Source organism: Pseudarthrobacter sp. NPDC058362 (assembly GCF_042723515.1).
Taxonomy (GTDB): domain Bacteria; phylum Actinomycetota; class Actinomycetes; order Actinomycetales; family Micrococcaceae; genus Arthrobacter.
The window spans coordinates 116,356-137,057 of sequence record NZ_JBHXIW010000002.1 but is presented as its reverse complement, the minus strand read 5'-3'; the positions used below and the strand labels follow the sequence as shown (position 1 = coordinate 137,057).

16 protein-coding genes are annotated in these 20,702 nt (G+C 66.3%); 9 read left to right on the top strand and 7 right to left on the bottom strand.

The window, feature by feature from the left end; all coding sequences use genetic code 11:
- Positions 1 to 54 precede the first annotated feature (54 nt).
- Complete coding sequence (locus ACFWIX_RS05210) at positions 55 to 384, top strand: DUF6457 domain-containing protein (RefSeq protein WP_377215049.1); 330 nt, start codon at positions 55 to 57, stop codon at positions 382 to 384.
- Positions 385 to 510: 126 nt separating this feature from the next.
- Here the strand turns inward: ACFWIX_RS05210 and ACFWIX_RS05205 are convergent, their stop codons facing one another.
- Positions 511 to 2,808 carry an FdhF/YdeP family oxidoreductase gene (locus ACFWIX_RS05205; RefSeq protein WP_377215048.1) on the bottom strand — a complete coding sequence of 766 codons (2,298 nt, stop codon included), beginning with the start codon at positions 2,806 to 2,808 and terminating at the stop codon, positions 511 to 513.
- Positions 2,809 to 3,028: 220 nt separating this feature from the next.
- Between ACFWIX_RS05205 and ACFWIX_RS05200 the strand changes: the two genes are divergently transcribed.
- From ACFWIX_RS05200 to ACFWIX_RS05190, 3 genes are all read left to right on the top strand, one after another.
- Entirely contained in the window at positions 3,029 to 4,690 is a 1,662-nt protein-coding gene (locus ACFWIX_RS05200; protein ID WP_377215047.1) for a RecQ family ATP-dependent DNA helicase, read from the top strand.
- A gap of 36 nt (positions 4,691 to 4,726) precedes the next feature.
- On the top strand, positions 4,727 to 5,926 hold the full coding sequence (locus ACFWIX_RS05195; RefSeq protein ID WP_377215046.1) for a TerC family protein: 1,200 nt from the start codon (positions 4,727 to 4,729) through the stop codon (positions 5,924 to 5,926).
- A 101-nt stretch (positions 5,927 to 6,027) separates the two neighbouring features.
- Positions 6,028 to 9,723 (top strand): TM0106 family RecB-like putative nuclease, encoded by a 3,696-nt coding sequence (locus ACFWIX_RS05190; protein WP_377215045.1) that lies wholly within the window; start codon positions 6,028 to 6,030, stop codon positions 9,721 to 9,723.
- Here the strand turns inward: ACFWIX_RS05190 and ACFWIX_RS05185 are convergent.
- The 3 genes from ACFWIX_RS05185 to ACFWIX_RS05175 form a co-directional block, all read right to left on the bottom strand.
- Positions 9,710 to 10,009 carry an acylphosphatase gene (locus ACFWIX_RS05185; protein WP_377215044.1) on the bottom strand — a complete coding sequence of 100 codons (300 nt, stop codon included), beginning with the start codon at positions 10,007 to 10,009 and terminating at the stop codon, positions 9,710 to 9,712. The genes ACFWIX_RS05190 and ACFWIX_RS05185 overlap by 14 nt on opposite strands.
- 45 nt (positions 10,010 to 10,054) lie before the next feature.
- Positions 10,055 to 10,999, bottom strand: coding sequence for a glycosidase (locus ACFWIX_RS05180; protein ID WP_377215043.1), 945 nt, complete (start codon positions 10,997 to 10,999; stop codon positions 10,055 to 10,057).
- A gap of 272 nt (positions 11,000 to 11,271) precedes the next feature.
- Positions 11,272 to 12,312 carry an adenosine deaminase gene (locus ACFWIX_RS05175; protein WP_377215042.1) on the bottom strand — a complete coding sequence of 347 codons (1,041 nt, stop codon included), beginning with the start codon at positions 12,310 to 12,312 and terminating at the stop codon, positions 11,272 to 11,274.
- 270 nt (positions 12,313 to 12,582) lie between these two features.
- On the opposite strand from ACFWIX_RS05175, the gene ACFWIX_RS05170 reads away from it, so the two are divergent.
- Positions 12,583 to 13,221, top strand: a complete 639-nt coding sequence (locus ACFWIX_RS05170; RefSeq protein WP_377215041.1) for a transglycosylase family protein — start codon at positions 12,583 to 12,585, stop codon at positions 13,219 to 13,221.
- 194 nt (positions 13,222 to 13,415) lie between these two features.
- On the opposite strand, the gene ACFWIX_RS05165 is transcribed toward ACFWIX_RS05170, so the two are convergent.
- Complete coding sequence (locus ACFWIX_RS05165; protein WP_377215040.1) at positions 13,416 to 14,000, bottom strand: hypothetical protein; 585 nt, start codon at positions 13,998 to 14,000, stop codon at positions 13,416 to 13,418.
- Positions 14,001 to 14,152: 152 nt separating this feature from the next.
- Here ACFWIX_RS05165 and ACFWIX_RS05160 point away from each other — a divergent pair, with 152 nt between their 5' ends.
- The 3 genes from ACFWIX_RS05160 to ACFWIX_RS05150 are packed head-to-tail and all read left to right on the top strand — an operon-like array spanning position 14,153 to position 16,904.
- Positions 14,153 to 15,055: an MSMEG_6728 family protein gene (locus ACFWIX_RS05160; RefSeq protein WP_377215039.1), complete on the top strand. Its 903-nt coding sequence runs from the start codon at positions 14,153 to 14,155 to the stop codon at positions 15,053 to 15,055.
- 4 nt (positions 15,056 to 15,059) lie between these two features.
- Positions 15,060 to 16,007 (top strand): nuclease-related domain-containing protein, encoded by a 948-nt coding sequence (locus ACFWIX_RS05155; protein WP_377215038.1) that lies wholly within the window; start codon positions 15,060 to 15,062, stop codon positions 16,005 to 16,007.
- Positions 16,008 to 16,043: 36 nt separating this feature from the next.
- Complete coding sequence (locus ACFWIX_RS05150; protein ID WP_377215037.1) at positions 16,044 to 16,904, top strand: SDR family oxidoreductase; 861 nt, start codon at positions 16,044 to 16,046, stop codon at positions 16,902 to 16,904.
- A gap of 150 nt (positions 16,905 to 17,054) precedes the next feature.
- Here the strand turns inward: ACFWIX_RS05150 and ACFWIX_RS05145 are convergent, their stop codons facing one another.
- Positions 17,055 to 17,390, bottom strand: coding sequence for a hypothetical protein (locus ACFWIX_RS05145; protein WP_377215036.1), 336 nt, complete (start codon positions 17,388 to 17,390; stop codon positions 17,055 to 17,057).
- A gap of 63 nt (positions 17,391 to 17,453) precedes the next feature.
- Here ACFWIX_RS05145 and ACFWIX_RS05140 point away from each other — a divergent pair, with 63 nt between their 5' ends.
- Positions 17,454 to 18,251 carry a ZIP family metal transporter gene (locus ACFWIX_RS05140; RefSeq protein ID WP_377215035.1) on the top strand — a complete coding sequence of 266 codons (798 nt, stop codon included), beginning with the start codon at positions 17,454 to 17,456 and terminating at the stop codon, positions 18,249 to 18,251.
- 18 nt (positions 18,252 to 18,269) lie between these two features.
- On the opposite strand, the gene ACFWIX_RS05135 is transcribed toward ACFWIX_RS05140, so the two are convergent.
- Entirely contained in the window at positions 18,270 to 20,693 is a 2,424-nt protein-coding gene (locus ACFWIX_RS05135) for a Tex family protein (protein WP_377215034.1), read from the bottom strand.
- Positions 20,694 to 20,702: the final 9 nt, after the last annotated feature.

Here is a 20,702-nt window from a genome sequence, read left to right as displayed (position 1 = left end):
GTCAGTACGGCGGGCCCCAACACGGTCCGGACCCAGGCGTTGAAGGAGCGAAACATGGCTGTCAGTGAGCACGAAGCCCAGGTACTTGACCAGTGGAGCAACCGGCTGGCCCAGGCACTGCAGATCCTGGACCTCAAGGTGGACCAGGAACTGCTCCTCGACCTGGCCCGTGAGTCAGCGGATTCGGTGATCCACGCTGCAGCACCCGTCACCACGTTCCTGGTCGGGTATGCGGCCGGCCTCGAGGCAGGCACCGGCAGTGCAGGCTCGAAAGACGCGTCCGCGGCCTCCGTGGAAAAAGCCGCGCGCGTCGCCTTCCAACTCTGCAGCGACGGTGCCGACGGCGGCCCCGCCAGCCGCGGCTGGGCGGACACAGCTCAGTAAGTTAGTGCAAGACCGGCCCGCAACCGCACGAACGTTGGTTGCCGGGGCCGGCCATGCCGGCCATGGCCGGTTATGATGACGGGGATCCGGCTACGAGCCGGATCCCCGCACCACGCGGCGGAAGTGTCAGCCGACCGGTTCCAGTTTTACGATCACGGCCTTGGACGCCGGCGTCTGGCTTCCCTCGGCCACACTTTCCAGCGGCACCAGGACGTTGGCCTCCGGGTAGTAGGCGGCGGCACATCCGCGCGCGGACGGGTAAGAGACCACCCGGTAGTTCCGCAGGACGCGCTCCACGTTGTCCGGATAAACGCCGCGCACATCCACATGATCGCCGTCCGCGATGCCCAGCTCGGTCAGGTCCTCCGGGTTGACGAACACGACTTCGCGGCCCTTCTTGATGCCCCGGTACCGGTCGTTGTGGCCGTAGATGGTGGTGTTGAACTGGTCGTGCGAGCGCATGCTCTGCAGGATCAGCGTCCCCTCCGGCCGCTGCACGTGCTCCAGTTCGTTGACCGTCAGGATGGCCTTGCCGGTGGGGGTGTGGAACGTCCGCGAATCCCGGGGCCCGTTTGGCAGGATGAAGCCGCCGTCCTGCCGGATCTTGCGGTTGTAGTCTTCACAGCCGTTGACCACGTGGGAGATGTGCTCGCGGATGAGGTCGTAGTCCTTTTCGAAGCCCGCCCAGTCGGCGGTGGTCCGGCCGCCAACGGTGGCTTCTGCCATCCGGCAGACGATCGCGACCTCGGACAGCAGGCCGGGGGCTACAGGTTCCACGGTGCCGTGGGAGGCGTGCACCGCGCACACGGTGTCCTCTACGGAGACGAACTGCGGGCCGGTCTCCTGCCGGTCGATCTCGGACCTGCCCAGCGTGGGCAGGATCAGGGCCTCGGTGCCCGTCACCGTGTGCGACCGGTTGAGCTTGGTGGAGATCTGGACGGACAATTCAGTTTTTTCCATGGCTGCCTCGGCCGCAGTGGTGTCCGAGATAGCCCCCACGAAGTTGCCTCCGAGGGCGATGAAGGCCTTGATGCTGCCATCAGCCATCCGGCGCACGGTTTCAACCGCGTCGTAGCCGTGGGTGCGGGGCGGTTCGAAATTGAATTCCTTGCCCAGGGCATCCATAAACGCCGGCGGCATCTGTTCCCAGATACCCATGGTGCGGTCGCCCTGGACATTGCTGTGGCCGCGGATGGGCGATGCGCCGGCCCCGGGCTTGCCGATATTGCCGCGCAGGAGCAGCAGGTTGATGATCTCCTTGATGGTGGCGACACCCTTCTTCTGCTGGGTGACGCCCATGGCCCACGTAATGATCACCTTGTCGGCGGCAAGATAGCGCGCGGCAAGTTCGTCGATCTCTTCGGCGCGGAGCCCGGTAGCCTCAAGGACCGCTGCGTCGTCCAGGTTGGCCAGATGCGCGCGCAGTTCCTCGAGGCCTTCGCAGTGTTCTTCCAGGAATGCGTGGTCCAGCACGGTGCCCGGGTTGGCGGCCTCGGCGTCCAGCACCCGCTTGGAGACGGCCTGCAGCAGCGCCATGTCCCCGCCGATCCGGATCTGCAGAAACTGGTCGGCCAGGTCCGTACCGCGCCCGATGATTCCCTTGACCTTCTGGGGGTTCTTGTAGCGCATCAGCCCGGCTTCCGGCAGCGGGTTCACGGCCACGATGCTGCAGCCGGCCTCCTTGGCTTCCTCCAGGGCGGTCAGCATCCGCGGGTGGTTGGTTCCCGGGTTCTGTCCCATGATGATGATGAGGTCGGCCTTGCCGAAGTCATCGTAGGACACGGTGGCCTTGCCGATGCCGATGGTCTGGCCCATGGCCCACCCGGAGGATTCGTGGCACATGTTGGAGCAGTCCGGCAGGTTGTTGGTCCCGTAGGCGCGGATGAAGAGCTGGTACAGGAACGCGGCCTCGTTGGACGTGCGGCCGCTGGTGTAGAAGGCGGCCTCGTCCGGGCTGGGAAGTGACTTCAGTTTGTCCGCCACGATGCGGAACGCTTCGTCCCAGCTGACGGGACGGTAGTGGTCCTCCCCTGCCTTCCGGTACACGGGTTCCGTGAGCCGGCCCTGCATGCCCAGCCAGTATTCGGACCGTTTCCGCAGTTCGCTGACGGGGTGTTCTGCCCAAAAATCGCTGCCGATAACCACCGGGGTGGCTTCCCAAGTGACGGCCTTGGCGCCGTTCTCACAGAACTCGAAGGTCTTGCGGTGCCCGGGGTCCGGCCACGCGCAGCTCATGCAGTCAAAGCCGTCCTTCTGGTTCAGCGCCAGGAGCGTCTTCCCCGCCCTGCCCACGCCCATATGCTTCAGAGCCGGCTGCATGGAGTGGTAGACACCGGGAACGCCGGCAGCCCAGGTTTTGGGATGCCCGCTGACTTCCAGCTCGGACTCGTCGGCTTCTTCGACCTTCGGGTTTTCACGCGTCACGCGACATGCTCCTTGGTTTGGGCCTGGCCCGGATACCGCGGCACTTGCCGGCGGACCAGATTCATCCAGACTTGTTCAGGGCGTCCTGTAAGTCAAGGAAGGCCCAGGGCGGGTTTGTCCACATAAAGGATTTTCATTGCGGTGCCGAGCCACGGCCCGCGTACGCTGGAGTCCGCGGCTGAAGCAGGCGGCCGCTGGAGCCACCGTGCGGAGAAACCAGATGCCGGACCACCAAAACCTCAGCGCCCTCGCGGCGTCAGCATTCAGCCTACCGTCCCTGCGCGAGGGCCAACTCGCCGGCATGGCGGCCCTGGCGGCGGGCCGCGACGTCCTCGCCGTCATGCCCACCGCCTACGGCAAGTCGGCCATCTACCAGGTGGCTGCCCTGTACCTGCACCGGGGCGGCAGCGGCGCCAAGGGCGGTCCCGCCGTCGTGGTTTCACCCCTGATCGCCCTGCAGGAGGACCAGGTGGACGGACTGCTCGAGGATCTCGGGCCGGACGCCGCTGTTGCCATCAACTCTTCCCACGGCGAGCCGGAGGTGGAAGCGGCATGGCGGGCCATGGAATCCGGAAAGGCGACGTTCCTTTTCCTGGCCCCGGAACAACTGGCCAAGGCCGCCACGGTGGATCGCATCGCCGCACTCGGCATTTCGCTGTTCGTTGTGGACGAGGCCCACTGTGTCTCGTCCTGGGGCCACGACTTCCGTCCCGACTACCTCAGCCTGGGTGAGGTGCGCAGGCAGTTGGGGAATCCTCCTGTGGCAGCCCTGACAGCCACGGCCTCACCGCCGGTGCGCGACGAAATCGTGGAACGGCTGGGCATGGCGGACCCGCTCATCCTGGTTCATGGGTTCGACCGGCCCAACATCAGCCTGGACGTGGTCCGCCACCACGAAGACAGGGCAAAGCGCCAGGCGGTCCTCAGCCAAGTGGCGGCGCTGGCAGGCGAAGGGCACGGCCTCCTGTACGCAGCAACACGTAAGGACACTGAAATTTACGCCGAGAGCCTTGCGGCTGACGGGCTGAGCGCCGAGGCCTATCACGCAGGCCGCCCGGCACGGGAGCGCGAACGGATCCACGATGACTTCATGGCCGGCCGGCTGGACGTGGTGGTAGCAACCACTGCCTTTGGCATGGGGATCGACAAGCCGGACGTGCGCTTCGTGGTGCATGCCGACATTCCGGAATCGTTGGACGCCTATTATCAGGAGATCGGCAGGTCGGGGCGGGACGGCGAACCGGCGGCAGCAATCCTGCACTACCGCTCGGAGGATCTGGGGCTGCGCAAGTTCTTCACCACCCGTACGCCGGACCCGGAAGCGCTGCTTGCAGTGCTGAAGGCGCTGAAGTCAGCGGGCGGGCCTGCGCCCCGAACCGCACTGGCGGAACGAACCAGCCTGTCGGCTCGGCGGATCACCGGACTGGTCAACCAGCTCGAGGAAGCCGGCGCCGTGGAAACGGATAAGCGCGGTGTCCGCCTGAGCTCAACGGAGAAGCTGCCCGATGTGGTGCGCACCGCCGTCGAACGGTCCGAAGCGAGGCAGACCATTGAGCAATCGCGCCTGGCCATGATGCGCGCCTACGCCGAAACCAATGGCTGCCGTCGGCAGTTCCTGCTCGGGTATTTTGGCGAGGACCTGCCGAAACCCTGCGGGAACTGTGACAACTGCAGGGGATCGGCAGCCGGGTTAACCGGGGCGGTGGATCTGGCAGCCGCCGAGGCGTTTCCGCTGCAGTCCTCCGTGGTGCACAAGGAATGGGGCCCGGGCCTTGTGATGCGGCATGAGGACGATGTAATCACTGTGCTCTTCGAACAGGAGGGCTACAAGACGCTTTCCAGCTCCGCTGTCATCGAGCACGAACTTCTCAAGCCTGCTTAGGTACGCTGGTGAGTACTCCAATGAAAGGTCCGCCGCGTGGAAGTACCCGCTTATGTATGGACGCTGACTGTCATCGGAATCGTGGCGCTGCTGGCGTTCGATTTCTTCTTCCACGTGCGAAAGGCCCACACGCCGTCGCTGAAGGAGGCGGCCATCTGGTCGTCCCTCTATGTGGGCATCGCGGTGCTTTTCGGTCTTGGGGTGCTGCTCTTCGGCGGCACCACGATGGGCGCTGAATACTTCGCCGGGTACATCACGGAGAAGGCCCTGTCCGTGGACAACCTTTTCGTGTTCCTCATCATCATTTCCAGCTTCCGCGTGCCCCGGGCCGACCAGCAAAAGGTGCTGCTGTTCGGCATCGTCTTTTCGCTGATCGCCCGGACGGCCTTCATCTTCCTGGGTGCTGCCCTGATCAACAGCTTCGCGTGGGTGTTCTATATCTTTGGCCTGATCCTGCTGATCACCGCCGGGAACCTCCTCCGCCCCAACGACCACGACGACGATGCCGAAGGCCTCGTGGTGCGGCTGGCGAAGAAGTTCCTGCCGGCGTCACAGCACTACGACGGCGACAAACTGTTCACCGTGGAAAACGGCAAACGCGTACTCACCCCGATGCTCCTGGTCATGGTCGCGATCGGCGGCACCGACATCCTGTTTGCGCTCGACTCGATTCCGGCCATCTTCGGCCTCACCCAAAACGTGTTCATCGTCTTCACGGCCACGGCGTTCTCGCTGATGGGGCTGCGCCAACTGTTCTTCCTGATCGACGGCCTGCTGGACCGGCTCATCTTCCTCTCCTACGGCCTGGCGGCCATCCTGGGGTTCATCGGCGTCAAACTGATCCTGCATGCACTGCATGAAAACACGCTGCCGTTCATCAACGGCGGCCAGCACGTGGACGTCGTTGAGGTCAGCACCGGCGTATCCCTGACGACGATCCTCGGCGTACTGCTGGTCACCGTCTTGGCATCGATCTTTAGCCCGAAGGGCAAAGCCAAGAACGCCGTCTCCAACGCCCGCCGGCACGCCACGGATTACTTGGACCTCAACTACGAGACGGACATGGTGGAGCGGGACAAGATTTTTGCGCGCATGGTCCGGGAGGAAGAGCAGATCCGCAACCTGCCCGAAAAGTACAAGCGGCTTATCCGCAACGAGACAGAATTCATGGACCTGCTGCGCCGCGCACGGGTTGAGCACGACAAGGCCCAAGTGCGCGCCGCCAACGGCGGATAGCGGCGGCCCCCGGCGGGGACCACTTTGTCAGTGCCGGTTGCTAGGTTTGGTTCAGGGCCAGCGAAACCGTCCGCCGGCCCGGCTGTCAATGGGGAGGCCCAGTGTTTCTGCTCGAATCTGCCGGCAGCGGCAGCCCGGGGTCACCGCCGGATCTGGTGTTTTCCGCCAGCGACCTGGTGGCGGCCAGCGAATGCGAATACCGGACGCTGCGCATCCTGGATGAAAAGCTGGGCCGTGCGCCGAAGGTCGACTTCCCGGCCGACGAGATGCAGGAGCGCGCCGGCCGCCTGGGTGAGCGGCATGAACAGGAGGTCCTGGCCAGCCTGACTGCCAAATACGGTGGTTGGGACGCATCCCGGGGTACCGGCGTCTACTCGCTGGAGCGGGGGCCCAATACACGCGGGGACCTCCAGACTAGGCACGCTGAAACGGAACTCGCGCTGCGGTCCGGGGCCGACGTGGTCTTCCAGGCAACGTTCTTCGACGGTGAGTTCCTGGGGTATGCCGACTTTCTGGTCAATGAGGCCGCGGGGTCCGGGACGCCGGGGCGTTATGAAGTCTGGGACACCAAGCTGGCGCGGCACGCCAAAGTGGGCGCGCTGCTGCAGTTGGCCGCATACGGTGACCAGCTCATCGGCATGGGTCTGGACCCCTCCCCCGTCGTCACACTGGTGCTGGGCACCCGCGTAGGCGACGACTGGCTGCGCAGCACACACTCACTTCCGGATCTGCTTCCGGTGTTCCGCGAACGACGGCGGCGCTTCCGCCAGCTGACGGCCGGCCACCGGGAGAGCCCGGGGCCCGTGCAATGGCAACAGCCCGGTGTGGTCCACTGCGGCCGCTGCGACTATTGCGCGGAACAGGTCCAGGCGCACCGCGATCTGCTCATGGTGGCGGGGATGTCGGTGGTGCAGCGCCGGAAGCTGCACGCAGCAAGCATCACCACCATTGATGAACTGGCCGCGATGCCGGCTGCCGGCGTTCAGGGATCCGTCGCCCGGCTGCGGGCCCAGGCCCGCATGCAGTTGGGTTTGGATCCAGCGGCCGGATCGCGCACCTTCACCAAGGCCGGCCAGGAGCACACAGTTTCGTACACAGTGCTGCCCGGGAACAGCATCGATTCCCTGCCTGCCCCGAGCCCGGGCGACATCTTCTTCGACTTCGAAGGCGATCCGCTGTGGCAGGATCCGGCAACGGGACTGTGGGGCATCGAGTACCTGTTCGGTGTGGTCGAAGCCCCCGCGCCGTGGGCTGAGCAAGGCGCCGGCCGCGCCACTGAACCGGTCTTCCGGCCGTTCTGGGCCCACTCCCGCTCCGGTGAGCGCGGCGCGTTTCTCGCTTTCCTCGACTACGTGGAAGAGCGGCGGGCGGCCTACCCGGACATGCACGTCTACCACTACGCGCCGTATGAGAAGACAGCCCTGCGGAACCTCTCCCTGGTCCATCAGGCCGGCGAGGACACCGTGGACCAGTGGCTGCGGGACGGCCTGCTGGTGGACCTCTACGCGACGGTCCGCCATTCGCTGCGGATCTCCGAGGCTTCGTATTCCATCAAGAAGCTCGAGCCGCTCTACATGGGCGACAACCTCCGTTCGGGCGAGGTAAAGGACGCCGGTGCTTCCGTAGTGGCCTACGCGGCCTACTGCGCGGCACGGGACTCCGGGCGGCAGGAGGAGGCCGGGAGGATCCTCGCTTCCATCGCGGACTACAACCGGTACGACTGCCTGTCGACGCTGAGGCTGCGTGACTGGCTGCTGGAGGTGGGCAGGGCGGCGGCAGGCCAGGCCGGACCCGAGGTCCCGGCGGGAGCTTTCAAGGGTCGAGCGGGCGGCTTCCCGAAGGAACCTGGTTGGTCTGAGTCGGAACCGGGCCACGGCCCCGCAGACGGTGCCGTGGACGGCCGCCCCAGCGAATCCAGCGGGGAATCCCGGCTGCGCCAGTACCTGTCCGGGCTCCCGGATGACCGCCCCTGGACCAACGATGAGCGTGCCATCGCCATGGTGGCCGCGGCCACGGGCTACCATCGGAGGGAGCGCAAGCAGTTCTGGTGGCAGCACTTCGACCGCGTCGAAGCGCCGCTGGAAAACTGGTCGGATCAGCGGAACGTCTTCGTTGTGTCGTCCGCGGACGTGGAGCAGGACTGGGCCTTGGCGAAACCTCGTGACCGGATGCGCACCAGGGTAGTGCGGCTCCGGGGCAGCATGACCGAGGGATCCGATTTCCGTGCCGGTTCCACGTGGTGCAGGCTGTACGACGCTCCCCCGCCCCCGGGCATGGCCGCACCGGATGCTGCCGCCGACGCCCGGGCCTACGCCTTCGGCACCCGGATCAGCGGCCTGGCACCGGTGCCGGACGATCCCGCGCAGGTCATGGTCACGGTGGTAGAGCGTGAGACTGCCAAGGTTGCGGCGTACCCGGACTTTCCCGTGGCGCTGACGGAGGACCAGCCCATCCGAACCCCCAGCATTGAAGCAGCCCTCGCCGAGATCGCGGACAGCGTGGCCACAGCCGTGCCGGACTTGCCCGCCCAGCCTGGCCTGGACATCATGCGCAAACTGCCGCCTCGGTTCCACACGCTCACGGCCCCGGTCCCCGTGCGGAACGGTCCGGACGGCACGGCCGACTACTCCACGGCCATCGCAGAGTCGCTGCTGGACCTGGACCGGTCGTACCTGGCCGTCCAGGGTCCGCCCGGTACCGGCAAGACCTTTGTGGGAGCGCATGTCATCGGCAGGCTCGTGGCCGAGGGATGGAAAATCGGCGTAGTGGGCCAGTCCCACAACGTGGTGGAAAACCTGCTCTGCCGGGCCATCGATACCGGCGGCGTCAGCCCCGCCGTCGTTGGCAAGAAACTGGCGGAGCGACGCGAGGTGCCGTGGAAACATACCCGGGAAGGCGACGTGGCAGCGCTTCTCGAGGCCCCCGGCGGATGCCTCGTGGGCGGAACTGCGTGGGTCATGACCGGCAAGGAGGTTCCCGCAGGTTCCCTGGACCTGCTGGTCATTGACGAAGCAGGGCAGTTCTCCCTGGCCAATACCCTGGCGGTGTCCGGGTCTGCCCGGCGCCTGCTGCTGCTGGGCGATCCCCAGCAGCTGCCGCAGGTCACGCAGGGAGCCCACCCTGAACCGGTGGACGAATCAGCACTGGGCTGGCTGGCCGCCGGGCATGCCACGCTGCCTCCCCGGCTGGGTTACTTCCTGGCCGGTTCATGGCGGATGCATCCCGAGCTCTGCGTCAAAGTGTCGCGGCTGAGCTACGACGGCCGGCTGCAGTCCGCCCCCGCGGCGTCCCTCCGGTCGCTGGAGGGACCACCGGCTGGGGTGGAAACCGTCTTCGTGGACCATGCGGGAAACGCCACCTCGTCCTCCGAGGAGGCCGCGGAAGTGGTCCGTCAGGTCCAGCGCCACCTTGGCCTGAAGTGGGTAGCTGGCTCCGAAGCGGAACCCCGCCCACTGGAGCAGCAGGACGTCCTGGTGGTGGCCGCCTACAACGCCCAGGTGCACTTGGTCCGAAAAGCCTTGTCCGACGCCGGGCTGCCGGAGGTACGTGTGGGGACTGTGGACAAATTCCAGGGACAGGAAGCACCGGTGGTGATCGTGTCCATGGCGTGTTCGGCGGTGTCGGAAGCGCCGCGCGGGGCCGAGTTCCTCCTGAACAGGAACCGGATCAACGTGGCGGTGTCACGCGGCCAGTGGCGTGCCGTGATCGTCCGCGCTCCAGAACTGACCAGCTACATGCCGCACAAACCGGCGGCTTTGGAAGAACTGGGCGCGTTCCTGGGACTCAGCGGGCGCTGAACTCCCCGAACGTCCCCTCTGCCGCGGTAAATGACGGGTCGACCCGTTCCACCCGTCCGGGCGCGTGGCTGGAACGCAGCCAGTCGAGCAGGCTGGAAACCTGCTCTTCCGGACCTTCCGCCACCACGGCGACCGAACCATCGGTGAGGTTCTCCACCACGCCGGTCAGACCCAGCTCTTCGGCTTTGCCCATGGTCCGGAACCGGAATCCAACACCCTGGACCACGCCGTAAACCCGCGCGCTCAACCGCACCGCGCTGTCTGTCGGACCGCTGTGCCTGCCCATGGTGCTCCCCTCCGGCTCCGGCCCCCCGGCTGCCCGGGTGACCCGCTAGTTGATGGTGATGTCGCGGGTGCTGTGGTTGTAGCGGATGGTCACGTTGCCGCCGCTGTGGTGCAGTTCGTGGTTGGCGCCGTCGAATGCGCCAAACGCGCCATAGTTCTCGTCCCAGGACCGGTTAAGCGCGATCTTGAACGTGTAGTACCCGGCGGGCAGGTCGACGCTCTTCTTCCAGAGCTGTTCCAGGAAGTCGAATTCCATCTGCGCTTCGTCGTACTGCGGGGCCCAGTTTTCCGGGGCCCCCAGGATCGTGTTGAAGTCGCCGGCCACGGCTACAGCCTCGGGCTGCGGAAGGGTTTCGACGTCGGGACCCTCAAGCGGCTCAGCAGCCGCACCCGCAGCGGCTGCTTCGGCCGGCGTTGCCTTGCCCTTGCGCACCGCCTTCACCACGGGCTCGACGGCGTCCTCGATTGCCTTCGCAGCCTTGCCCACCGCGTCGGCGGCCTTCTTCGCCGGGGTCCGCTTGGCCGGCTTCTTAGCGGCACCCTTGTCAGCGGCCTTCGCCGTGTCCGCACCTGCCGCCGCGGCAGGTGCGGCGATTGGGGCGAAGCTGCGGACGAACCCTGCGGGAGCCTCGGGAACGGGAGTTCCGGCCGGAACCGGGGTGCCGGCGTCGAGCGCGGTGGCAAAGGAAACCGCGTCCGGGAAGGCGACCGTGGCCCGCATCCCGTCCTCAGTGATGGTCCAACCGGAGCGGCCCTTGACCAGCCAGCCGGCCTTGACCAGCTTGGCCGTAGCAGCGGTAAGGGTCTTGTGGCCGCGGGGAATGCCACCGCTGAGGAGCTCCGCCTCGTGCTCGTTGAACGGCACCCGGGCAGTGGCTTCGGCCAGGACCTGTCCGGCGTTCAGCGCATCGCCTGACCACACACCCTCGGTCAGGACATCCAGCACCGTCTTGAGTCGAAGGAAGGTGTTTTCTGCGGTGGACTTGGCCATGATTCCCCTTTTATAAGCGATCGGTCTTAGGCATCTTGCCAACTGCCGGTTAATTCGCGCGACTTGAAATGGTTAACTCTGCGTGTCATGACCGTCTATGAAGCGGGCAACGCAACAAGTGAGGCGGAGATATCGGTAGGGCTGACTGCACAACCCGCAGACATGGGTGCCGCCCTGCACTCTCCAGACACGCCTGCGGGAAACAGTTTAGCGGCACCCGGCACCGGTTGTTGCGTAGGACACAGGACAAGGCGGCGGTGTTACACCGTTCCCTATAAACCGTTCAGCTCGTCCAGCAGCTGGGCCTTCCGCTCCTCGCTGGCGAAGGACGAGTGGACGGAATTGGCGGCAAGCCGTGCCCGGTCAAAGTCGGAGAGTTCGAAAACAGCCTGGAGCTGGGCGAAGTTGTCGTCCACATAGCCGCCGAAATATGCAGGATCGTCCGAGTTGACTGAGACGTTCAGGCCTGCAGCGAGCATGGCCGGCAACGGGTGGTCCGCGAGGGTGTCCACGGTGCGGAGCCGGACGTTGGACAGCGGGCAAACCGTCAGCGGCGTCCGGGCATCGACCAGGCGTTCCACCAGGCCGGGATCCTCCATGCAGCGGATGCCGTGGTCGATCCTCTCCACGCCCAGCACGTCCAGCGCCTCGATAATGTACGACGGCGGACCCTCCTCCCCCGCGTGTGCCGTCAGCCGCAGGCCTGCTTCACGCGCCCGCGCAAAGACCCGCTCGAATTTGGCCGGCGGGTTACCCACTTCTGCCGAGTCCAGGCCCACTGCACCGATGGGGGCTCCCATGGCCAGCAGGGCTTCCAGGACTTCCAGCGCGGAGTCCTCCGGCAGGTCCCTCAGAAAAGCAGCGATCAGGATGGTGGAGATTCCGTAGTCCTCCATGGAGGTGGCCAGGACTGAGGCCACGCCGTTGACGCAGGTCTCCAACGGAATGCCGCGGGAGACGTGCGCCTGCGGGTCCATCATGATCTCCGCATGCCGGACACCGGCCAGGGCAGCCCGTTCCAGGTACGCACGGGTCATGTCCGCGAAGTCCTGCTCTGTCTGCAGCACGGCCATGTTGGCGTAGTAGAGGTCAAGGAAGGACTGGAGGTCCGTGAACTCATACCGCCGGCGCAACTCATCCAAGCCGGAATAGGGCAGGTCGATGCCGTTGCGCCCGGCCAGGGCAAAGATCAGCTCCGGTTCAAGGGTGCCCTCGATGTGCAGGTGGAGTTCGGCCACGGGGAGCAGTTTGGCGGGGGCGGCCGCCTGGTCCGGGAGCTCTGACACGACCGGGCCGTCCACAATGTTTTCCATCCGGTCAGGATAGTGCGCGACGGCCGATCGCGCCTCGTCCAGCCAGCCACCAGCTTCCGTTCAGGTTTGATCTCGATTTGATAACGGCCACGTCATGTCCTAGCGTGAAATGCATGCCCGCACGGCGGGCGCACGAATGCCCGGCGCTGCCTCCACCCAACTGCCCAGCGGCAGCAGCCGAAGTTGACCTCTATTCGTCAGGGGCGGGCAGTGGCGCGATGATCTTCGGGGACGGAGCCAGCGCTGGTGGCCTTCAGGAGCATCACCATCATGAAAAACACCACTTTCCGTACTGCCGCGCGCCGCGGAATGGCTGTAGCAGCCGTCTCCGCGGCCGGCCTGGCACTCTCCGCCACGGCGGCCAACGCCACCACCAGCACGTCAACTTGGGATGCCCTGGCCGAATGCGAAAGCGGAGGCAACTGGTCGATCGACACCGGCAACGGCTTCAGCGGCGGCCTGCAGTTCACCGACTCCACCTGGTCCGCCTTCGGCGGCACCGGCTCGGCATCCGATGCCACCCGTGAAGAGCAGATTGCCGTCGCCGAGCAGGTCCAGGCGTCGCAGGGCTGGGGGGCCTGGCCGTCCTGCTCCGCCCAGCTGGGCCTGAGCGGCGACGCGACGGGCACGGTCCAGGCGGCACCGGTTGAAGCCGCTCCCGTCCAGTCAGCCCCGGTTGAGAGCGTGCCGGTACAGAACGCCCCGGTGGGCACCCCTGGCGCCGCGCACGCAGCCGAGGTGGCACTGAGTGGCGAGACCCACACCCTCGCCGCCGGCGAAACGCTGAGCATCGTGGCTGAAAAGCTGGGCATCGAAGGCGGCTGGCAGCACTTGGCCGACGCGAACGCGGACACCATTGCTGACCCGGACCTCGTCTTCGAAGGCCAGGTCCTGCAGCTCCCCGCATAATTCAGCACCCGCGGCTGCGCCAGCAGTTGCACCGCCCGCCCAGGGCGACCCAATATCGGGCCGGCGATAGACAAATTCCGTTGGCCACAAAGCACGGCGCCGGCACCCCCACACGGAGGTGCCGGCGTCGTGCTTTAAGTCTCGGCGATCCGAAGCGGGACGGTGGGCTGCGAACGGCGGGGTCAGTCAGCGCGTCAGCTGGACGCCGGCAGCTCCCGGACGATGCGCACCTTCCACGCAGCGTCGTCGCTGGTGTCCAGCAGGGCCACCGTGCCATGCGCCAGGTTGAGCGCGACGCGCTTGACGGCGAGCAGTTCGAGGTAGAGCTGCTCGTTCATCCGACTGGGAGTGTCGATCATGTACTTCACGGCGTCCCGCACCTTGCGGTAGTTGGCACTGCGCTCGCGGTGCATGTGCAGCTCGAGCGCCGAGCGCTGGCGGATCCTGGGCTCGTGTCGGTTGATGAGGGTGACCGCCACATGCACGCCGACCACCAGGGCCAGCGAAACGCCGTAGATCCACCAGCCACTCGAGAGCAGGAAGAGCGGCAGGTTGCCGATGGCGATGATCGCCACGACCACGCGGAGCGCAGCGATCCTGCGCACGGTCCGGGCGACGGCGGCCACGCCGTCGCGGAACCGGTGCTGCTCGTGGAGCGCGGCGGCGGGGTCCAGGGTGAACTCGTCAAGGACCAGGATGCCGTTGGCCTCCGGGGCGAGCATCTGGCCGTAGCGGGGCAACAGGGCTTTTTCAGGGGAGACTTGGGATGAAATAGTCATGGGTAGCTTCCAAAACGCTGGGGTGGTTGCGGAGATCTTAGTGCACCCGAATGGCCACTGTATGCAGGCGTCCATTATTCGGACACCCCCGGGCCGGTGTGGGCGGCGGCACTGCAATTGGAACATCGGCCTGTTGCCGTCAGACTGAATGGATGCAAACCTTCCTCCCGTACCCTGATTTCCGGCAAAGCGCCGCCGCCCTGGACACCGCCCGGCTCGGAAAGCAGCGCGTTGAGGCCCTTCAGGTCTTGCGCGCCCTGGTCATTCCGGAATACGGCTGGCAGACTCACCCGGCCGTGCGGATGTGGATGGGACACGTGCCGGCGCTCACAATGTACGGGCTGGCCATGGTTGACGAGTGGGAACAGCGCGGACATCCGGACAACACCCGCGCCAACATCACCGAGTTCGCGCCGCAGGCCGGCCACCCGGACTACGCTTCGAAAATCCCGCTGCCGCCCTGGTTGGGCGACCCTGATTTCCACCTGAGCCACCGCTCGCGACTGCTGCGCAAGGAACCTGCGTTCTACGGCTCCGTTTTTACCGATGCCTCACCCGACCTGGACTACGTCTGGCCAGAACCGCGGCACGAGTTCCTGCCGCAGGAGCCGGAAGGCGAGATCCTCTGGATTCTTCGTTCCCCGCACGACGACGTCGACCCGGCCACGCTGGACACGGTCGCCTTGCCGTTCGTGAACCGCAGCGCTGCTGCCGCGGCTGAGGAGTATTCCCCCGTTTACATCGAGGACGGCTCGCGCCGGCCCTCGAAACAACCCAAGAAGGCCGCGCCCAAGCCCAAGCTGAAGAAGCCCACACGCAAGCGGCAGGCGCAGGAGGACGCGTTCGCCACCCTTCCGGGCAAGACGCCGGTGGCTGTGCCGTTCGAAAACGGCGCGAAGTTCGCCGTGGGCCAGGTGGTGGGACGGCCCATCACCCTGGAGGACGGCCGGTTCGGACGGAACTTCACCGTCACCGAGATCATCGACCGCTCGGCCTTCACCTACCCGGCGTTGCTGCAGGACCCGCGGGTGTTCTTCCCGGTGGAGGCGCCGTAATAGCATGGACCCGGCCCGCCGCGACGGGCGCGATCTAAATATTGGGGGACACATGGGGGCAGGCGACCGCGCTGCAGAACAGGCCCGGCGGGCATCGGAGCGTGCGGCGAGGCTGCGCCGCGAGCTGGAACAAGCGGAAAGGGCAGAGCGCGCATGGGCTGCAGGAGCTGCCGGAGAAGCTCGCGTAGCTGAAATCCTGGACTCGCTCCGGCCCGACGGCTGGTATGCCCTGCACGATGTGCACTGGCCGGGGCGGCCGAAAGCCAACCTTGACCACGTCCTGGTTGGGCCCGGCGGGATCATCGTCATCGACGCGAAGAACTGGGCAGGAGACGTTGCAGTCCGCAACGGTGTGCTCCGGCAGAACGGCTACTCGCGGGAGCGATCAGCTGCCGGTGCGCTTGAGCAATGTGCTGTCATAGCAGCGGTCCTGGAACCGCAGCACCGACGGCTGGTCCAGGGCTGGCTGTGCATGGTGGGCCAACCTACAATGCCTCGGACAACCACGTCGGGGGTGGAGGTGCTGGGACTGGACTCGCTGGGCAGTGCGTTGCGTTCCCTGCCCACGGTTCTGGACCCGGCCACGGTAAGTCTCATAAGCCAGTACCTGGCCAACCTTTTGACCGGGGCATCGAGCCCGGCCCTGATGACCACGCAGCGGTTTCCGGCGTCCCGCAGGGACTTCCTGCCGACGTCCGGTCCCGCGGCGGCCTTGGCGCAGCGCAGGAGACAGATGACCCGCGACCCCGCCGACGATCCACAAACACGCTCCCGCCCGGGTTCACGGCGCAGGCGCAGCCGTAAACGGGACATCGGCTGCTTCGGGGCGTTGTTCCGCCTCGCATTGTTCATCTTCGTCCTGGGCGTCTTCCTCACCTTCCTGCCGCAACATGAAAGCCGCACGCCGGGCGTCCCGACGCAGGCACCGACGCTCACCCAGCCCGCCCCGTAGTTCCTGGCTGACCGCGGAGTTGGCAGACTTGCAGGCATGACAATCCTCCTAGCCGGCTGCGGCGACCTGGGCACCGAGGCAGGGCTGCGGTTCGCCGCGGCCGGACACCGCGTTGTCGGGTGGCGGCGCAGCCCCGCGAAACTGCCGCCAGCCATCGAAGGCGTGGCGGCTGACTTGAGTGCCGCCGATCTGCCGCCTGTCCCGGCGGATACCACCGCCGTCGTTATAGCCGTGGCCGCTGATTCCCCCACCGAGGCGGCCTACCGGGCGGCTTACCTGGGCGCCGTGAACCACGTGCTGGATGCCCTGGTGCGTGACCGCATCACGCCGAAGCGGGTTTTGTTCGTCTCGTCGACCGCGGTTTATGGTGATGCGGACGGCGGCTGGGTGGACGAGAGCACCATGCCTAACCCCGGTGGGTTTTCGGGCAGGATCCTAGTGGAGGCGGAAGACCTATTGCGGTCCCGGCTGGCCGGCACCGGGACGGCGGCGGTGTCTTTGCGGCTGGGCGGCATCTACGGCCCGGGGCGCACCCGGCTCATCGACCAGGTGAAGACCGGATCCGCCGTCATCCCCCGGGATGCCCGCTACACGAACCGGATCCACCGGGACGACGCCGCTGCCGCGATCGTACAGTTGTGCACCATGCCGCAGGACCCCGCGCCGGTCTATGTGGGGGTGGATGACGATCCTGCAGACCTGGGTTCCGTGCTGCGGTTCCTGGCCGGCGAACTTGGACTCGCCGAGCCGCCCGTGGGCGATGCCGGGCCCGCCCGCGGCGGCAACAAGCGCTGCCGGAATAGCCTGCTGCGGAGCGCCGGCGCGGACTTCGTGTTTCCCACCTTCCGTGAGGGCTACCGGAGTGTTTTGGCGGGGCACGGCACGAGGCACCTGTAGCGCCGTCGCACTGCCTGGGGTGTCACCATGCGCAACGGCATCCCGTGGTTTACCCCGCCGGGCCACGTCGACCCCCGGCGAGCTCCTCAGAGGAACCGGTATTTCAACCCGCCGCCGTTGCCCAAATCCGCGTGGGCCTTAGCTGGGCAGCTACTGGTCAGCTGCCGCTTCGTCCTGCCAACCGATGCCTTCACGGAAAGTGGCCACCAAGGTTCCTACTCCTGCCTGCAGGGAATTGGACGGATCAACGTAGAGGGCCCCCGCCGTGGCGCGGCTGTGCCCGAGAAGCTGCTCGGCTTCGAGTTTGGCCTCGGGAACTGTCGCACCGATGATGCCGGTCCGGGCAGGCAGTTCGGGTGCATGGACGTGTTCGGCGCGGGTTTCCGACAACGGGATGGTCGTGCCGGAGTTGATCTCATCATGGGGGAACTCGAACTCATCGGCACCGACAGGGGCAGGGATTGTGTATTCCAGGAAATAGGTCATACGCCCACCATTGCAGAAAAACCAGCACTGCCGAAAGCCGGGCCCCGCTCCTATACTTGCGGCATGTTGATGTCGCTATGGTTCGGCGTCATTGCATCCAGCTCCCTATTGCTGGGTGCCCTCATCGGTGTGCGTTTCGAGCTTCCCAAGCGTCTGTTGGCCATGCTCCTGGCTTTCGCCGCCGGTGCGCTGATTACGGCCTTGGCGTTCGAGCTTTTCCACGACGCCTACGAACGGGGCGGCATCATCCGGGCCGCCGTAGGCCTGCTCCTGGGTGCCGCGGTGTTCACCGCGCTCAGCGCCTTCCTTGACCGGTGGGCCCAGCCGGGGCCCCTGGAAGAAGCAGTCCCAGCGGACGAGGTGCGTGGAAGCGCGAAGCTGGACACTGGCGCCGCGGTGCAGGAGAAGCCGGCAACCGCAGCCTCCACGCGGGGCGCCGCCGGGCTTGCATTGCTGGCAGCCGTAACCCTCGACGGAGTTCCGGAGAACATCGCGCTCGGTGTCTCCTTGGGCGAAGGAACGGGCGGGCTGGCGCTGCTGGCGGCCATTTTCGTTTCGAACCTTCCCGAGGCGTTAGTCGGCTCGGCATCGATGCGCAGCCAGGGCCGCTCAGCCAGAAGCATTATCGGGCTCTGGGTGGCGTGCGGCGTCCTGCTTGTGGCAGCCGTTGTTATTGGTGCTGGCCCCTTGAGTGGAACAGACCCCGAAGCAATCTCACTGCCGTTGGCGTTTGCCGCCGGCGCCGTCATCGCATCGCTCGCCGACACCCTGATGCCCGAAGCCTACGAACATGGAGGTCCGGCAGTAGCGCTCAGCACCGCTGCCGGCTTCGTCCTCGCGTTCGTGCTGTCCCTGGCCTGACACATTGCCCCAACGGCGCTACTTACCGAGACCCGCCCTGCGCAGCGCCTCGGCCATAGCAGTGTTGGCCGGGCTTGCTGCCTGAACTGCTTTGCCTGCCGCTTTTCCTGGACGCTTGATCGGAGTCTTTGCATGACTCGCAGCGGGGCTTTCCCCGGAATCCTGCCGTCCCTGCTGCGGGCCCGGGGAGTTCCCACGCTGCCGGGAGGAACTGCCGCCTGCCGAGGGTTCATCGTCGAGCCTCAAGGTCAGCGAGATCCGCTTCCGGTCAGGATCAGCTTCCAGAACTTTGACGCGGACAACCTGGCCGGACTTGACCACTTCGCGGGGGTCGGCGACGAACCGGTTGGCCAGTGCCGAAACGTGTACCAGCCCGTCCTGGTGCACCCCGACGTCCACGAAGGCGCCGAAAGCCGCCACGTTGGTCACCGTTCCTTCGAGCACCATTCCCGGCTTGAGGTCCGAGATCTTTTCGATGCCTTCGGAGAACGTTGCCGCAGCAAAGGCCGGCCGTGGATCGCGCCCTGGCTTGTCGAGTTCCGCCTGGATGTCCCGGACGGTAGGCAGCCCAAACATGTTGTCCACGAATGCGGCAGGATCCAGCGATGCGGCAGGGGCTGAGCCGGCAGCTGCCCGGATCCGCCGCGCCACAGCGTATGCCTCGGGGTGCACACTGGAAGCGTCAAGGGGCTCGGCTCCCCCGGTGATGCGCAGGAAGCCGGCACACTGTTCAAAGGCCTTCGCGCCGAGCCGGGGCACCTTCTTTAGATCTGCACGTCTAGCGAAAGGGCCGTGCTCGTTGCGGTAGGCCACGATGTTCTCGCTGAGGAGAGGCCCGACGCCGGCCACCCGGCTCAGCAGCGCCGGCGACGCGGTGTTCACGTCAACGCCAACGGCATTCACGCAGTCCTCGACCACCGCATCGAGGCTGCGGTCCAGCTTCGCGGCCGTGACGTCGTGCTGGTACTGGCCCACGCCAATGGATTTCGGATCGATCTTGACCAGCTCGGCCAGCGGATCCTGGAGGCGGCGGGCAATCGATACGGCGCCGCGCAAAGACACATCCATTCCGGGAAGTTCCGCGGCAGCGAGCGCCGAGGCCGAGTAGACGGAGGCTCCGGCTTCGGACACGACGAGCTTTTGGGGTTTCCGGTCCACGTCCGGCAGCAGCTTGATGAGTTCGACGGCCAGCTTGTCCGTTTCGCGGGAGGCGGTTCCGTTGCCGATGGCGATCAGTTCCACCTTGTGCTGCCGGGCAAGCCGGGACAGCGTTGCGAGCGCCTCATCCCACTTCCTGGCAGGTGCATGCGGGTAAACAGTATCTGTGGCCACCACCTTTCCAGTTCCGTCCACGACGGCGACCTTCACGCCCGTGCGCAGGCCCGGATCCAGACCCAGGGTTGCACGGTTGCCGGCCGGGGCCGCGAGCAGAACGTCGCGAAGGTTCGCGGCGAAAACGCGGACGGCCTCGTCTTCGGCAGCAGCAAACATCCGGCCGCGCAGGTCAGCAGTAAGGCGGGCGAGGACGCGGGACCGCCAGGCCAGCTGTGCGGTCTGCATCAGCCAGGCGTCGGCTGGCCGGCCGCGGTCGGTGACCCCAAGGAACCTGGCCACCGCTGACTCGTAGCGGGTGCGGGCGGCGGCCAGGACGCCGTCGTCCGCGGGATCTGCTTCGGCGAGGTCGAGGTCGAGGACCCCATCCTTTTCACCACGCAGCAGTGCCAGCACGCGGTGTGAAGGCATGGCGCCGGGAGCCTGGGCGAACTCGAAGTAGTCGGCGAATTTTTGGCCTTCAGATTCCTTGCCCTTCTTCACCCGGGAGACGATCCTCCCCTGAGTCCACAGCCGTTCGCGGAGCGTTTCTGCAAGATCTGCGTCCTGGGCGGCGCGCTCCACGAGGATGGAACGGGCGCCGGCCAGGGCCGCCGCGGCATCCGCGATGGAGTGCTCCGGGCTGCGGTACTTGGCTGCCTCGCGCTCGGGGTTCAAGTCCGGATGCTTGACCAAGGCGTCTGCGAGCGGTTCGAGCCCCGCTTCGCGCGCGGCCTGTGCCTTGGTCCGGCGCTTGGACTTGAATGGCAGGTAGATGTCCTCCAGCCGGGACTTGGTGTCCGCGGCGAGGACCGCCTTCTTGAGCTCGGGGGTCAGCTGTCCCTGCGCGTCAATCACCTCGAGTACAGTACGACGGCGGTCCGCCAACTCTCTGAGGTAGCGGAGGCGTTCGTCGAGCTCGCGGAGCTGACCGTCGTCCAAGGTCCCGGTCGCTTCCTTGCGGTAGCGGGCGATGAACGGGACGGTCGAGCCGCCGTCGAGCAACTCGACCGCCGCTTTGACCTGCCACGGCTTGACGCCGAGCTCACCGGCAAGTTGGGCGTGGAGTTCCCAGTCAGGGCGGGCTGTTGGCGGCGAGGCGGGGGCGGGGGCTTGCGGCAGTTGGGTCACCCGAACATT

What these genes read in the sequence shown, in the direction of transcription:
- ACFWIX_RS05210 (WP_377215049.1), top strand. Translation starts at nt 55, where the DNA reads ATGGCTGTCAGTGAGCACGAAGCCCAGGTACTTGACCAGTGGAGCAAC.
- ACFWIX_RS05200 (WP_377215047.1), top strand. Translation starts at nt 3,029, where the DNA reads ATGCCGGACCACCAAAACCTCAGCGCCCTCGCGGCGTCAGCATTCAGC.
- ACFWIX_RS05185 (WP_377215044.1), bottom strand. Translation starts at nt 10,009, where the DNA reads ATGGGCAGGCACAGCGGTCCGACAGACAGCGCGGTGCGGTTGAGCGCG.
- ACFWIX_RS05180 (WP_377215043.1), bottom strand. Translation starts at nt 10,999, where the DNA reads ATGGCCAAGTCCACCGCAGAAAACACCTTCCTTCGACTCAAGACGGTG.
- ACFWIX_RS05175 (WP_377215042.1), bottom strand. Translation starts at nt 12,312, where the DNA reads ATGGAAAACATTGTGGACGGCCCGGTCGTGTCAGAGCTCCCGGACCAG.
- ACFWIX_RS05170 (WP_377215041.1), top strand. Translation starts at nt 12,583, where the DNA reads ATGAAAAACACCACTTTCCGTACTGCCGCGCGCCGCGGAATGGCTGTA.
- ACFWIX_RS05165 (WP_377215040.1), bottom strand. Translation starts at nt 14,000, where the DNA reads ATGACTATTTCATCCCAAGTCTCCCCTGAAAAAGCCCTGTTGCCCCGC.
- ACFWIX_RS05160 (WP_377215039.1), top strand. Translation starts at nt 14,153, where the DNA reads ATGCAAACCTTCCTCCCGTACCCTGATTTCCGGCAAAGCGCCGCCGCC.
- ACFWIX_RS05155 (WP_377215038.1), top strand. Translation starts at nt 15,060, where the DNA reads ATGGACCCGGCCCGCCGCGACGGGCGCGATCTAAATATTGGGGGACAC.
- ACFWIX_RS05150 (WP_377215037.1), top strand. Translation starts at nt 16,044, where the DNA reads ATGACAATCCTCCTAGCCGGCTGCGGCGACCTGGGCACCGAGGCAGGG.
- ACFWIX_RS05145 (WP_377215036.1), bottom strand. Translation starts at nt 17,390, where the DNA reads ATGACCTATTTCCTGGAATACACAATCCCTGCCCCTGTCGGTGCCGAT.
- ACFWIX_RS05140 (WP_377215035.1), top strand. Translation starts at nt 17,454, where the DNA reads ATGTTGATGTCGCTATGGTTCGGCGTCATTGCATCCAGCTCCCTATTG.